The following is a 13,642-nucleotide window of genomic DNA, read 5'->3' on the forward strand; positions in this document are numbered from 1 at the left end:
GCTGACCCGCCTCGCGGGTGTCACGGCGTTCGCCGCAACGCTGATCGTCGGCGCGTCGGCTGCCGCGGTGGCCGCGCCGGGCGCGTCCGACGACGCGGTGAGCGCGTCCGCCGCCGATGCCCGCCCGCCGCGCACCACGCACGGCCCGTGCGCGTACACCGAGACGCCCGACGAGCCGGCCGCCCGGCCGGTGCCGCTGCCGCCCGACCCGCGCCGTACCCCGGACCGGGGCAGCGTCCGGGTGACCCTCTCCACCAACCAGGGGCCGATCGGGTTGACACTGGACCGGGCCGCCGCGCCGTGCACGGTGCAGAGCTTCCTGCACCTGGTCGGCAAGCGCTTCTACGACCGCACCCCGTGCCACCGGCTCACCGCGTACCCGACGCTCAGTGTGCTGCAGTGCGGCGACCCGTCCGGCACCGGTGAGGGTGGCCCCGGCTACCGCTACCGTGACGAACTGCCGACCGGCCTGCCGCCGGCCCCCACCGACCCGACCGGCGTCCGCCGGGTCTACGCCCGGGGTGTGCTGGCGATGGCCAACGCCGGGCCGGACACCAACGGCAGCCAGTTCTTCCTGGTGTACGCCGACTCGGCGCTCCGCCCCAACTACACGATCTTCGGCACTGTCGACGCCGCCGGGCTCGCCACCCTGGACCGGATCGCCGCCCAGGGAATCGCGCCGACGGCCGAGGACCCGGCGCCGGTCGACGGCGCTCCCGCGCTGCCGGTGACCATCCGGCGTGCCGTCCGGGCACACCACCACCACTGACCGCCCTCGGCGCGGTGGGCGGCCCCGGTCGCCCACCACGCCGTGCGGCGTCTCCGCGCTGGCGTTCGGTAGGCCGGAATTTTCGCGGCTGGACCGGAACAGGTGGAACCGGAATCCGCCCCGGTTCGGGCCGTCGGAACCGAAGGGGTCAGCCGGTCGGCGGGACGGCGGTGCTGTCCCGGACGACCAGCTCGGTGGCCAGCTCCACCCGCGGCGAGTCGATGCCCTCGCCCTGGGCCAGTCGCAACACCGTCCGCACCGCCAGCCGGCCCATCTCGACAAGGGGCTGCCGGACGGTGGTCAGCGGCGGTGACGCCCAACGGGCTTCCGGCAGATCGTCGAACCCGACCACGCTGACGTCGTCGGGAACCCGCAGGCCACGGCGGCGGATGGCCTCGTAGACGCCGAACGCCATCTGGTCGCTGGCCGCGAAGATGCCGGTGGGCGGGTCGGCCAGGTCGAGCAGCGCCGTGCCACCGGCGAAGCCGGAGGCGTGGTAGAAGTCGCCCGGGTAGATCAGCGCGTCGTCCACCGGCACGCCGGCGGCCTCCAGCCCCGCGCGGTAGCCGTCGAGGCGGGCCCGGCTGCACAGCAGGTGCGTCGGCCCGGCCACGAACCCGATCCGCCGGTGGCCGACAGCCAGCAGGTGCTCGGTCGCGGCGAGCCCGCCGGCCCAGTTGGTGGCGCCGATCGTCGGGACGTCCATCGCCGGCACGCCGGCCGGGTCGACGACCACCACCGGCACGTTGAGGCGACGCAGTTGCGCGTGCAGGGGCGGGCTCAGGTGCGAGGTCACGAAGATGACGCCGTCGGTGGCGCGGGTGCGCAGGTTCTGCAACCACTGCCGGGCCGCCGTGGGCTGCCGGTGGATCGCGGAGACGACCGTGCCCACCCCTGCGGCGTGCCCGACGTCCTCCACGCCGCGGATGATCTCCACGGCCCAGGGGCTGTCCAGGTCGTTGAAGACCAGGTCGACGAGGCCCGCGCGGCGGACGCTGCGGCTGCTGCGACGCCGGTAGCCGTGGTGGCGAAGCAGCTCCTCGACGCGTTCGCGGGTGTCGGGGGCCACATCGGACCGACCGTTGAGAACGCGTGACACGGTCGGCACCGAGACCCCGGCCTCCCGTGCGATCGCGGTGATGGTCACCCTGCGTCCGTCGTCCGCGTCCACCCGCGTCTCCTTCACCGCTCCGGAGAGACGACCACGAGCGTCGTCCATCCAGTGTCCCGGAACGGCACGCCCGCCCCTCGCGCCATCTTGCCTCACGGACGGGGGTTGACGACACGCCAGGTCGGTTCTAGCGTTCGGCTGAGTTGCGGAAATATTCCGGAAATTGCGGGGGGCGCCATGCACACGGACCTGCCCGAGGCGCAGCTACGCGAGTACCGCGGCGTGGTGCGGGACCCGGCCGACTTCGACGAGTTCTGGGCCGACACCCTGGCGCAGGCCCGCGACGCCACCTGGCCGGTCCGGCTCGAACCCGTGGTGACCGCCCTGAGAGCCATCGACGTGTACGACGTGACGTTCCCCGGGTTCGCCGGTCAGCCCGTCCGGGCCTGGCTGCGGGTGCCGCACGGCGCCGGCACGGCGCTGCCGACCGTCGTGCAGTACGTGGGCTACGGCGGCGGGCGCGGACACGCGCTGGAGAACCTGCTCTGGGCGTCGGCCGGGTTCGCCCACCTGCAGATGGACACCCGGGGGCAGGGCTCGGGCTGGAGCCGGGGCGTCACGGCGGACCCGGGCGCCGCCGGCCCGGAGGCGCCCGGCGTGGCGACGCGGGGCATCGCCGATCCCCGCACCTACTACTACCGGCGGTTGATCGCCGACGCGGTCCGGGCGGTGGACGCGGCCCGGACCCTGCCGATGGTCGACCCGACCCGGGTGGCGGTGCTCGGGCACAGCCAGGGTGGCGCGCTGGCGCTCGCGGCCGGCGCGTTGGCGCGCGGTGTGCGGGCCGTGGTCGCCCTCGTGCCGTTCCTCTGCGACATTCCGCGTGCCGTGGTGGTCACCGACGCCCACCCCTACCGGGAGATCCGCGACTACCTGGCGATCCACCGGGACGCCGAGGAGCGCGTGTTGTCCACCCTGTCGTACGTCGACGGCGTCAACTTCGCCCGACGCTGCCGCCGGCCGGCCCGCTACTCGGTGGCGTTGATGGACGACATCGTGCCGCCGTCGGGGGTCTACGCCGCCCACAACGCCCACGCCGGGGCGACGGAGCTGTCGGTGTGGCGGTACAACGGCCACGAGGCCGGCGGGATCGACGACGACGAGGCGGCCCTGCGCTTCCTCGGCGCGCACCTGATCGAAACGCCCGACCCGGCGCCGACCATTGTCGAGCCGGCTCCGGTCCCGGCCGGCGGTTGAACGGGCTCGCCGCGGCCGGCTGTCGATCCGGCGCGCGGCACCGACCGCTGCTGATAGACAGGACGGGTGCGCAGGTCAGGGTGGGTGAGCTGCAGCGTCGTGCTGGCGCTCGTCGCGGTGCTCGGCGGCTGCTCGCACCCGCAGCGGCGTCCGGGCGCGGCGGCCCCGCTCCCGGCGACGGCGTCGGCGAGCCCCGTACCGTCGTCGGTGACCCCGACCCCGACCCCGACGGCGACCGGCGGGTTGCCAGGCTTCGTGGTGCTGACCGACGTCGACCCGCGCATCCACGCCGACATCCGCTACGCCACGGCGCACAACTTCGTGGGCCGGCCGATCGCCGGTTACCCCGAGCCGCTGTGCCTGCTCACCCGCCAGGCGGCCGAGGCGCTGCGCCGGGTCCAGGACGCCGCGCTGGCCGGCGGCCACAGCCTCAAGGTGTACGACTGCTACCGCCCGCAGCCGGCGGTCGACGACTTCGTCGCCTGGTCGAAGCGCCCCGGCGAGCAGCAGACCAAGGCCGAGTTCTATCCGGACCTGGCCAAGGACCGGCTCTTCGCCGACGGCTACATCGGAGCGCCGACCGCCCACAGCCGGGGCAGCACGCTGGACCTCACGCTCGTCGACGAGCCACCCGCCGACCAGCCCGCGTACGTCCCGGGGCAGCGGTTGGTCCCGTGCACCGCGCCGGCGGGACGGCGCTTCGCCGACAACAGCATCGACATGGGCACCGGGTTCGACTGTTTCGACGTCCGGGCGCACACCGACGATGCGCACGTCACCGGCACGGCACGGGACAACCGGCAGTTGCTGCGACGGTTGATGACCGCCGCCGGGTTCGTCAACTACGACCGCGAATGGTGGCACTACAGCCTCCGCGATGATCCGCACCCGCGCACGTACTTCGCCGCGCCGGTGGCCCGCTCCTCGGTCGGCTGACGCGTGGCCCGACACCACCGCCGGCGGCACCGTCCGGCATGATCACGTCAATGACCACCGAACGGATCGGCCCCCCGCTCACCGGCGACGAGCGCGAGACGCTGCGCGCCTTCCTCGACTTCCACCGGGCGACGCTGGCCCTCAAGTGCGCCGGCCTCACCGACGAGGAGCTGCGCCGGCGGTCCATGCCGCCGTCCACGCTGTCCCTGCTGGGCCTGGTACGGCACATGGCGGAGGTGGAACGTGCGTGGTTCCGGCGGGTCATCGACGGCGAGGACGTCCCCCTGGTCTGGTCGGAGACCGGCGACTTCCAGCAGGCGTACGACGCCAGCGCTTCCACCCGGGCCGAAGCGTTCGACGCCTGGGAGCGCGAGGTCGAGCACGCCCGCCGGATCGAGCGGGCAGCCGCGTCGCTCGACGTGACCGGCCACAACGCCCGCTCCGGCGAGACCGTGTCGCTGCGCCTGGTCATGCTGCACCTGATCCACGAGTACGCCCGGCACAACGGGCACGCCGACCTGCTGCGCGAAGGTGTCGACGGCGCCGTCGGCGTCTGAGGGGCGCGTCAGGTCCAGTAGAGGATGCGGCAGGCCGGGACCCGGGCGGCAAGCTCGTCGGTGAACCAGCTCCGCAGCTCGGCCATCGTGTCGCGGGGGTAGACGTACTTCACCGCGCCGAACCTGCCGTGTTTGCGGCTGCGGGCCTCCTCGTCCATCTCCAGACGGGTGCGCGGGTACCAGCCGAGCAGCACCTCCTTGCTACCCGGTGTGAACCGGTGGGTGATCAGCTCGGCGGTCAGGTCCAGCTCCGGGACCCCGTCGACCGCCGCGCCGACCTGGTCCAGCAGGTCGCCGTAGCGTTCCCGCCAGTCGGGCAGCGCGATGATCGGCGCGATGGTCAGCCCGACGGGGTAGCCGTCGAGCGCGAGCCGGCGCAGGGCGGCGAGCCGGTCCGGCACTCGCGCCGTGCCGCCCTCGAACCGTTCGCTGACCGGGGCGCAGTTGACGCTGAACCGGACCCGGGTGCGGCCGTGGTGGGGCAGCCCGACGAAGGTGTCCACGTCGGCGTACTTGGTGGTCCAGCGCAACTGCACGGGCGCGTCCCACTCGGCGAAGTGCTGCACCGCCCGCCGCCAGCTGCCGGTCAGGTGTTCCAGCGCGAGGGGGTCGGTGTAGCAGGACGCCTCGAAGGTGGTGCCCTCGTCGGCGCGGCGCGCGTTGCGGCTGGTCACGGTGCCGCGCCCGGCGTACGGGGCCAAGCCGGCCAGGATGTCGTCGAGGTCCGCGTACACCCGGGTCACCGGCGGGCCGGAGAGCGAGCCGGCGAGGTAGCAGTACTGGCAGTGCGCGGGACAGCCCTCGGCGAGATCGACGCGCCAGTCGGCGCTGGGGGCGATGGGTTGCAGGACGCGCCGCGACGGCGGGCTCACCACGATCGCCATGGTCGCCTTGGCGCGGGCGTACGTCTCGGAGTCGGTCTGCCCCCGTACGCCGGTGAGCCGGTTCGACCGCAGCCGTTCCACCTCGATGCCCAGCGCCCGCACCCGGTCGACGATCCGCTGCCCGTGCGGGTGTTCCAGGGCGGCCGGGGTGGCCACCACCCGGCCCGGGGTCCAGCGGCGTGCCGGTTTCGCCGGCGGGGCGAGCCCGGTCAGGTCCCGGGTCGGCACCCGCTCGCCGCTGGCGTCGTGCGGCGCGGCGGGCAGGTCCACGGCGAGCGGCCGGTCGACGTCGACGGCGTCCGGGCTGGTCATCCGGCCGGGGTACCCGCTGCCGCAGGAATCCCACCCGATCGGGCCGGCGGCGATTGACGCACTGGGCGGCACCGCATAACCTTTCGTCTATCTGTAAACCTTGTGAACAGATAGTTCACGTCGACGCGGCGGCGCGCGTCCCGACCGAAGGGACGATCAGGTGATCGCAGAACTTCCCTCCCGTACCAGAAGGATCCTGTCGGTTTTCGTCGCCCTCGTCGTCGCCGTGACCGCCGGCCTCGGCCTCGGCGTCGCGCGCAGCGCGCAGGCCGCGCCGACGTTCAAGGTCCTGGCCTTCTACAACGGCACCTGGGACGCCGCGCACATCGACTTCGACCGGGACGCGCGCGCCTGGTTCCCGCAGGCCGCCGCCCAGTACGGCTTCTCCTGGGAGGCCACCACCAACTGGGGCCTCTTGAACACCGCGAACCTGGCCCAGTACAAGGTCATCATGTTCCTCGACGACGCGCCGCCCGCCGCGCAGCGGCCCGCCTTCCAGCAGTACATGCAGAACGGTGGGGCGTGGATGGGCTTCCACGTCAGCGCGTTCACCACCGACCCGTCGAGCTGGAGCTGGTACTACAACACCTTCCTCGGTTCGGGCTCGTTCCAGACCAACACCTGGGGGCCGACCCGCGTCACGATGCGCGCCGACAACCGCACCCACCCGGCCACCCAGGGGCTCCCGGCGACCTTCGCGTCGTCGATCAGCGAGTGGTACTCGTGGAGCAACGACCTGCGCCAGAACCCGGACATCGACATCCTGGCCTCCGTCGACCCGTCCAGCTTCCCGGTCGGCACGGACCCCAACCAGTCCTGGTACGGCGGCTACTACCCGCTGGTGTGGAGCAACAAGCGCTACAAGATGCTGTACGCCAACTTCGGGCACAACGCGATGAACTACAGCACCAACACCGGGCTGTCCTCCACCTTCGACAGCCCGCAGCAGAACAAGCTGCTGATCGACGGTCTGCACTGGCTCGCCGGCACCGGCACGGCGCCCACCCCGACGCCCACCCCAACGGGCACCGCCGGCCCGATCTCGCCGACCGCCTGGCACACGGTCGTCAACCGGGGCAGCGGCAAGTGCGTGGACGCGCGGGCCGCCGGCACCGCCAACGGCACGGCCATCCAGCAGTACGCCTGCAACAGCAGCGCCGCCCAGCAGTACCAGTTCGCCCCGACCAGCGGCGGCTACCTGCGCGTCAACAACCGCGGCAACAGCGCCCAGGTGCTCGACGTGACCGATCGGTCGACCGCCGACTCGGCGCCCATCCAGCTCTGGTCCTACAGCGGCGGCAACAACCAGCAGTGGCGGGCCGAGTCCGTGGGCGGCGGCTACTACCGGCTGGTCAACCGCAACAGCGGCAAGTGCCTGGACGTGCCGGGAGCCTCCACCGCGGACAGCGTCCAGCTCATCCAGTACGCCTGCAACGGCACGGCGGCGCAGTCGTTCCGGCTGGTGCCGCAGCCGTAGGTCGCGGGCGGTAGCGTCCGCGCATGGCCATCCCTGATCGCGTGCCCATCGCATACGAATCCGACTACCGCACCCGCTACATCGGCAGGTACGACAAGGGCCAGTTCTTCGGCTCCGTCACCGCGACTCTTGAGGACGGTGCCGGAGCCGAAGACGACTGGTACCGACACAAGCGGTGGTACGCGGTGCTGCACCGTTTCGACGCCGACGGCGCGCATACCGACTCGGACATCTGGTTCGCCGGCACGAGCGAGGACGAGGACGCCTCGATCACCCGTGCCGAGGCTCGCCTCCTCGAATGCCTCGACGGGCTGTCCGGCCGGGTCTTCGGCGACATCGCCATCGGGCTGTTCCAGGTCGAGGTCGACGGGCACGCCTTCGGCCTGGTCGACTGGTCCGCGGAGTACGACGGCGCGGACCACGCCGAGTTCGTCCCCGACGAACTGGGCTTCGATCCGCCCTGGGACGGCTGCTACGACACCTGAGCCCCGCTCCACGGCCGCCCCGACGCTCCCTGGTGCGTGCCCTGTCGAGCTGCCCCACGAACGGGGCAGGCAAGCGAGCACACGTGTCGGTGTCGTGACCGCCGTCGACCGTGTGCGGTGTCGCGACCGCTGCCGGCGGTGCTTCCTCCGGCTGGCCTCGGTGGAAGCATCGCCCCATCTACGGGGCAGCTCGACAGGTCGCGAGAGTGACCCTCGGGGGCCAGACCACGGCCAGCCGCGCGGGCGCAATATCCTTTGCGGACAGCTCCTGCCCCGCCTACCGTCATGCGCAGTACGGCCGAGCACACCCCGGGGAGCACGCCATGTCGCAACGCAAAGCCACCGCCGCCACCTGGCGCAGGCCAGGTGGCGGCGTCGGTGCCGCGTTGCGGTCCGCCGCGTCGTACCGCTGTTCCGGCCGGCCCGCGCAGGGGCGACCCCAGGATCGGTGCCAGGGGCGGCGACTTCGCTGACGCCACACGCGTCAGGCGTGGCCGCCCACCCCCTGCGGGTTGGTGGCCCTTTTCCTATCCGACGAAATTCCGCGCCGGTTCCATGGTGGCGCACGATCATTTCCGGTCATCATCAACGATTGGTGCCGGTCTGAAACAAGGAGACCACGATGGGATTCACCCCCCTCGCGGGCACCCGGGCACCCGTCCGGGTCTGGACCGACCCGTACGCCATCGAACCGCAGGCCGCGAAGCAGCTGCGCAACATCGGCGCGCTGCCCTGGGTGCAGGGCGTCGCCGTCATGCCCGACGTGCACTTCGGCAAGGGCGCCACGGTCGGCTCGGTGATCGCCATGCGACAGGCCGTCTCGCCGGCCGCGGTCGGCGTCGACATCGGCTGCGGCATGTCGGCGGTGCGTACCTCGCTGACCGCCGCAGACCTGCCGGACGACCTGGCCGGGCTGCGCTCCGCGATCGAGGCCACCATCCCGGTGGGCTTCGCCCAGCGGCAGGAGGCGGTCAACCCGCGCCGGGTCCGTGGCCTGGAGCAGGCCGGTTGGGACGACTTCTGGAGTCGGTTCGCCAGCCTGGACCGGCGGGTGGCGCAGCTGGAGACCCGGGCCCAGCGGCAGCTCGGGACGCTCGGCGGCGGCAACCACTTCATCGAGGTCTGCCTGGAGCAGGGCGGCGCCGACGAGGGCCGGGTCTGGCTGATGCTGCACTCCGGGTCGCGCAACATCGGCAAGGAGCTGGCCGAACGGCACATCGGAGTGGCCCGCAAGCTGCCGCACAACGTCGACCTGCCCGACCGGGACCTGGCGGTGTTCCTCGCCGGAACGCCCGAGATGGACGCGTACCGGCGGGACCTGTGGTGGGCGCAGGAGTACGCGCGGCGCAACCGGGCGGTCATGCTGGCCCTGCTCTGCACTGTGGTGCGCGAGCACTTCCCGCAGGTCGGCTACGACGAGCCCATCAGCTGCCACCACAACTACGTGTCCGAGGAGAGCTACGACGGGGTGGAGGTGCTGGTCACCCGCAAGGGCGCGATCCGGGCCGGCCGGGGCGACCTGGGCATCATCCCCGGGTCGATGGGCACCGGGTCGTACATCGTGCGGGGCCGGGGAAACCCGGACGCGTACTGCTCGGCGTCGCACGGCGCCGGCCGTCGGATGTCGCGGGCGCAGGCCAAGCGGACGTTCAGCACCGACGACCTGGCGGCGCAGACCGCCGGCGTGGAGTGCCGCAAGGACGCCGGGGTGGTCGACGAGATCCCCGGCGCGTACAAGGACATCACCGAGGTGATGGCCCAGCAGGAGGACCTGGTGGAGGTGGTCGCGCACCTCAAGCAGGTCGTCTGCGTCAAGGGCTGACGGGGGTACGCGCGGGCCGGGAGCACCGGCCCGCGCGGCGTCCCGTTCTAGAAGCCGACGAAGACCCGGCGCAGGTCTTCCAGGGTCAGCAGCGAACCTGTCACCTGCACCCCGTCCGGCGTGTACCGCGGCCCGAGCCGGCCGGTCACCAGCCGCAGCCACGCCTCGGCCGGCAGGGACAGCTCGCCGTCGGACTGCTCCGGCGCGTCGGTGAGCGTGATCTGCTCACCCAGCCGCAACCCGAACGTGCGCTCCGGGTCCCGCAGCCGAACCAGCAGGGTGGCCTCCCGGCCGCCCAGTTCCTGCGGCCGGCTCGTCCAGCCCAGCATGCCGCCGATCTGCTCGATCAGCAGCGGCACCGCCTCCGGCGTCACCGCCGCGTACTGGTTGAACGCCACCTCGGTGTCCCACTGGTGCAGGGCGAACTCGCTGAGCCGGAACCGGGCGGCGGTGGCCACGTCCACCGGCTCCGGCAGGAAACCGAGGTTGATCCGCAACGACGAGCGGGTGTCGGCGTCCAGCGCCTCGTACGCCTCGACCAGCCGCTGGTTGGACTCCAGGAAGCCGGCCGCGTGCTCCTCGGGGGACATGGCGTCCCAGCGCTGCCAGACGGTGCGGTTGAAGTCGCCGTCCGGGGTGGGCTTGCCCTCGATGGCGGCGGTCAGCCCGGCGAGGCCGATCTCCGCGCCGCTGCCGAGGTGACTCAGCACCTGGGAGACCTGCCACTCGCTGGCACCCGAGGGGCGGCGCAGGTCGTCTTCCTTGAGGTCGCGCACGAGCGCGGCAAGCTCCTCGTGGCCCGCCCGTAGCGCGTTGATGATCTGGTCGGCAGCCGTGGACATGTGTCTCCTCAACGGATCTTCGACGATGGTCGGGACGCTACCGGACGAGTGTGCCGGCCGGGCCGCTCCCGGTCAGGAGCGGCCCGGCCGGCCGTGTCGTCCGGCTCAGCCCATGTGCACTGTGTTGCCGGTGGGGATGTCCTCCTTGCGCACCTTCACGAGGACCAGGGTGGCCAGCCCGGCGAGCACGATCAGCGCCGCGCCCCAGGCGAACGCCACGCGGTAGCCGTGCACGAGCGCCTCGACCTGGGTGATCGGGTTCGGCGCCCGGCCGACCAGGTACGCGGCCACCGCGCTGGTGTAGAAGGTGTTCAGCAGCGCGGTGCCCAACGAGCCGCCGATCTGCTGCGTCGCGTTCAGCGTCGCGCTGGCCGCTCCGGCGTCGTGCTCGGGCACCCCGACCAGCGCGAGGCTGGACAGTGGCACGAAGGTGAAGCCGAGGCCCATGCCGAGGATGACCTGGGCGGGCAGCAGGAGGGTGAGGAACGAGGTGTCCACGTCGATCTGGGTGAGCGTCAGCATCGCCACGGCGGCGAGCACGGCGCCGCCGACCATCAGCGGCTTGGCGCCCACCTTCGGCATGAGCTGGCTGGCGCCACCCGCGGCGATCAGCACGCCCGCGGTGACCGGCAGGGACGCGAGCCCCGCCTCAAGGGGCTTGTACTGCAGGACCACCTGGAAGTAGAAGGTGAGGAAGAGGAACGCGCCGAACAGGCCGGCGCCGATCAGCGTGGAGGCCAGGTACGCCCCGCCCCGGTTGCGGTCCAGGATGATCCGCAGCGGCAGCAGCGGGTGGTTGGAGCGCAGCTCGATCATCACGAAGGCGGCCAGCAGCACCACACCGGCGGCGATGAAGCCGAGCGTCGCGGTGGCGTCCCAACCGTCCTCGGCGGCCTTGGTGAAGCCGTACACGAGGGAGACCAGGCCGGCGGTGACGACTACCGCGCCGGGCACGTCGTAGCGGGTGTTGCCGTGCGCCCGGCTCTCGGGCACCAGCGGGAGAGCGAAGGCGATCGCGATGGCGGCGACCGGGATGTTGACAAGCAGGCACCAGCGCCAGTCGGCGTACTCGGTCAGCACGCCGCCGAGCAGCAGCCCGACCGCGGACCCACCGCCGGCGATCGCGCCGTACACGGCGAACGCCTTGGCCCGCTCGGTGGCCTCGGTGAACAGCACCGTGAGCAGCGCCAGCGCGGCCGGGGCGAGCAGCGCGCCGAAGGCGCCCTGCAACGCGCGGGCGGCGAAGAGCATCTCGCCGGTGGTGGCCAGACCGCCCAGCGCGGACGCCAGCGCGAAGCCGACCATGCCGACGATGAACGTGCGCTTGCGACCCCAGTAGTCGGCGATCCGGCCGCCGAGCAGGAGCAGACCACCGAAGGCCAGCGTGTACGCGGTGATCACCCACTGCCGGTTCGCGTCGGTGATCCCCAGGTCCGACTGGGCCTGGGGGAGCGCGATGTTCACGATCGTGGCGTCCAGGACGACCATCAGCTGTGAGACCGCGATGACCGCCAGCGCGATCCAACGCCGCGGGTGCGGCGTGCCTGTCGACGTCCCGGCGCCGGGTGCGCCGGGGGCTGTCGAGGTGGTTCCGGGCATGGTGAAGCCTTCCGTGGTACGGATGTCGATGGATCAGGCCTGGGACGGGCGGTCGTGCTGGTAGCGGAGCACCGGGATCAGCACCTGGTCGACGACCTGGATGAGGAACGCGTCGTCGGCGGGCAGGCCGTGCGCGACGACGCGGGACATGGTGAGCGCGGGCGCCAGGTCGTGGAACAACTCCCGTTCACCGGCATCCGGGGGGATCTCCCCACGGGCGGCGGCGCGGACGAGAATGGCGGTGCTGGCCACCCGCCCGGCGGGCAGCACCTGGTGGCGTACCAGGCGTTCCAGCTCCGGGCTGGTCCGCATGGCGAACGTCAGCGCCTGCATCAGGTCGCAGTCGGCGACGCAGATGGCGGCGGTGGCACGCAGCAGTTCGATCAGGTCGCCCCGCAGCGAGCCGGTGTCGGGTGGGCTGTGCACGCCGACCTGCCGGTCGCGCAGGGCGGCGACCACCAGCTCGGCCTTGCCGTCCCACCGCCGGTAGATGGTGGCCTTGCTCACGTGTGCGCGGGCGGCGACGGCGTCGATGGTCATCCGGTCGTAGCCGACCTCGCGCAGCAGGTCGATCACCACGGCGAACAGGTCGCTGGACGCGCAGCGCGCCGCCCGGGCGGCCGGCACCCCGACGCCCGCGCTCACCTGCCGACCATCCAACACTCGACGACCCCCCCGCGAAACGATGTCGTACTGACCCTAGTTCGTTGCTGGCCGTTCCTGCAGGCTTTTATGAGCTGCGTCGCACCCGGTGGACGAAACGGTTACGTTTCCGCCGCACGGCGGGCGGATGAACCCCGTGGTCAGCTCCCGCTGGGCGCGAGGATCACCGGCACGGCCACGGTGTTGACCCGGGCGCCGTCGCGCGCGGACACCTCGTACACCTCGATCGTGCCGTGCTGCTCCCGGGCCGTGCGCCAACCGACCACCAGCCGGTACGCGCCCCGGCAGCCACTGCCGCAGCTGGCGGTGCCGAAGCCGGTGGCCACCTCCCGACCGGCGGCGTCCAGCACCCGGATGCTCACCGTGGCCTCGAACACGTCGGCGGTGCCGGTGACGGTGAGCGGGGCGCTGACCCGGTCGCCGACGCTCGGGGCGGTGACCACGATCGGCGCGAGCAGGTCCGGATAGTCGGCCCGGCCGAGCGCCGCGCCGCCACCGAAGCGGACCAACCGGACGGTGGGGAACTGGGTGAGCGTCCACACCACCTGCGCCTCGCGCAGCCGCCGACGCTGCGCCGCGTCGTCGCCGGACGCGACGGGACCGAGCGTCGCCACGCCGTCGGTGATCCGGGTGACCTCGACACCGGCCGGCAGCAGGGTGACCATTCCGGTGGCGGCCTCGGCCGGCGTGGGCCCGGCGGCCAGTTCGGTGAGCGCGAGCCGGGACGTCGTGACGGTGGCCGGCCGGGTGCGCCGGGTGGGGACGAGCAGGCCGTTTCGCACGTACCACAGCTCGATCGTCACCGGGTCCGACCGGCGGGTGGCGGTGGCCGTCGGTGCCGGCGGCCGCGGCGCGGTGCGGGTGGCCGCCGGCGATGACGGTGACCCGGGCGGCGGAGCGGGCGCGGAGGTCGGGCGTCCGGCGGGCG

13 protein-coding genes are annotated in these 13,642 nt (G+C 72.6%); 7 read left to right on the forward strand and 6 right to left on the reverse strand.

Translation table 11 applies throughout. From position 1 onward, the window contains the following. The first annotated feature begins 1 nt into the window (after position 1). Positions 2–769, forward strand: coding sequence for a peptidylprolyl isomerase (locus B0E54_RS23895; RefSeq protein ID WP_234588200.1), 768 nt, complete (start codon positions 2–4; stop codon positions 767–769). A 148-nt stretch (positions 770–917) separates the two neighbouring features. Here B0E54_RS23895 and B0E54_RS23900 read toward each other — a convergent pair whose 3' ends face one another. Beyond that, a complete protein-coding gene (locus B0E54_RS23900) occupies positions 918–1,940 on the reverse strand; it encodes a LacI family DNA-binding transcriptional regulator (RefSeq protein ID WP_234588215.1) in 1,023 nt (340 codons plus the stop codon). Between the two features lie 177 nt (positions 1,941–2,117). On the opposite strand from B0E54_RS23900, the gene B0E54_RS23905 reads away from it, so the two are divergent. The 3 genes from B0E54_RS23905 to B0E54_RS23915 all read left to right on the forward strand — a co-directional run bounded on the left by B0E54_RS23905 (position 2,118) and on the right by B0E54_RS23915 (position 4,630). Further along, complete coding sequence (locus B0E54_RS23905) at positions 2,118–3,137, forward strand: acetylxylan esterase (protein ID WP_234588201.1); 1,020 nt, start codon at positions 2,118–2,120, stop codon at positions 3,135–3,137. An 84-nt stretch (positions 3,138–3,221) separates the two neighbouring features. After that, positions 3,222–4,073: a M15 family metallopeptidase gene (locus B0E54_RS23910; RefSeq protein ID WP_234588202.1), complete on the forward strand. Its 852-nt coding sequence runs from the start codon at positions 3,222–3,224 to the stop codon at positions 4,071–4,073. Between the two features lie 50 nt (positions 4,074–4,123). Next, a complete protein-coding gene (locus B0E54_RS23915) occupies positions 4,124–4,630 on the forward strand; it encodes a DinB family protein (protein ID WP_234588203.1) in 507 nt (168 codons plus the stop codon). A gap of 8 nt (positions 4,631–4,638) precedes the next feature. On the opposite strand, the gene B0E54_RS23920 is transcribed toward B0E54_RS23915, so the two are convergent. Further along, positions 4,639–5,826, reverse strand: a complete 1,188-nt coding sequence (locus B0E54_RS23920) for a spore photoproduct lyase family protein (protein WP_234588204.1) — start codon at positions 5,824–5,826, stop codon at positions 4,639–4,641. 160 nt (positions 5,827–5,986) lie between these two features. Between B0E54_RS23920 and B0E54_RS23925 the strand changes: the two genes are divergently transcribed. The 3 genes from B0E54_RS23925 (at position 5,987) to B0E54_RS23935 (ending at position 9,610) form a co-directional block, all read left to right on the forward strand. Continuing rightward, a complete protein-coding gene (locus B0E54_RS23925; protein ID WP_234588205.1) occupies positions 5,987–7,303 on the forward strand; it encodes an RICIN domain-containing protein in 1,317 nt (438 codons plus the stop codon). A gap of 23 nt (positions 7,304–7,326) precedes the next feature. After that, positions 7,327–7,788, forward strand: a complete 462-nt coding sequence (locus B0E54_RS23930) for a hypothetical protein (protein WP_234588206.1) — start codon at positions 7,327–7,329, stop codon at positions 7,786–7,788. A gap of 622 nt (positions 7,789–8,410) precedes the next feature. After that, positions 8,411–9,610 carry an RtcB family protein gene (locus B0E54_RS23935; protein WP_234588207.1) on the forward strand — a complete coding sequence of 400 codons (1,200 nt, stop codon included), beginning with the start codon at positions 8,411–8,413 and terminating at the stop codon, positions 9,608–9,610. Positions 9,611–9,657: 47 nt separating this feature from the next. On the opposite strand, the gene B0E54_RS23940 is transcribed toward B0E54_RS23935, so the two are convergent. From B0E54_RS23940 to B0E54_RS23955, 4 genes are all read right to left on the reverse strand, one after another. After that, positions 9,658–10,452 (reverse strand): maleylpyruvate isomerase family mycothiol-dependent enzyme, encoded by a 795-nt coding sequence (locus B0E54_RS23940; protein WP_234588208.1) that lies wholly within the window; start codon positions 10,450–10,452, stop codon positions 9,658–9,660. A gap of 105 nt (positions 10,453–10,557) precedes the next feature. Further along, complete coding sequence (locus tag B0E54_RS23945; RefSeq protein WP_234588210.1) at positions 10,558–12,051, reverse strand: MFS transporter; 1,494 nt, start codon at positions 12,049–12,051, stop codon at positions 10,558–10,560. A 33-nt stretch (positions 12,052–12,084) separates the two neighbouring features. Then, on the reverse strand, positions 12,085–12,696 hold the full coding sequence (locus tag B0E54_RS23950; RefSeq protein WP_234588212.1) for a TetR/AcrR family transcriptional regulator: 612 nt from the start codon (positions 12,694–12,696) through the stop codon (positions 12,085–12,087). A 158-nt stretch (positions 12,697–12,854) separates the two neighbouring features. Next, a partial coding sequence (locus tag B0E54_RS23955) for a Gmad2 immunoglobulin-like domain-containing protein (RefSeq protein ID WP_234588213.1) occupies positions 12,855–13,642 on the reverse strand: 788 nt, incomplete at its 5' end.

This window comes from Micromonospora sp. MH99 (genome assembly GCF_021442385.1).
Taxonomy (GTDB): domain Bacteria; phylum Actinomycetota; class Actinomycetes; order Mycobacteriales; family Micromonosporaceae; genus Micromonospora.

What these genes read in the sequence shown, in the direction of transcription:
- B0E54_RS23935 (WP_234588207.1), top strand. Translation starts at nt 8,411, where the DNA reads ATGGGATTCACCCCCCTCGCGGGCACCCGGGCACCCGTCCGGGTCTGG.
- B0E54_RS23915 (WP_234588203.1), top strand. Translation starts at nt 4,124, where the DNA reads ATGACCACCGAACGGATCGGCCCCCCGCTCACCGGCGACGAGCGCGAG.
- B0E54_RS23920 (WP_234588204.1), bottom strand. Translation starts at nt 5,826, where the DNA reads ATGACCAGCCCGGACGCCGTCGACGTCGACCGGCCGCTCGCCGTGGAC.
- B0E54_RS23905 (WP_234588201.1), top strand. Translation starts at nt 2,118, where the DNA reads ATGCACACGGACCTGCCCGAGGCGCAGCTACGCGAGTACCGCGGCGTG.
- B0E54_RS23940 (WP_234588208.1), bottom strand. Translation starts at nt 10,452, where the DNA reads ATGTCCACGGCTGCCGACCAGATCATCAACGCGCTACGGGCGGGCCAC.
- B0E54_RS23930 (WP_234588206.1), top strand. Translation starts at nt 7,327, where the DNA reads ATGGCCATCCCTGATCGCGTGCCCATCGCATACGAATCCGACTACCGC.
- B0E54_RS23945 (WP_234588210.1), bottom strand. Translation starts at nt 12,051, where the DNA reads ATGCCCGGAACCACCTCGACAGCCCCCGGCGCACCCGGCGCCGGGACG.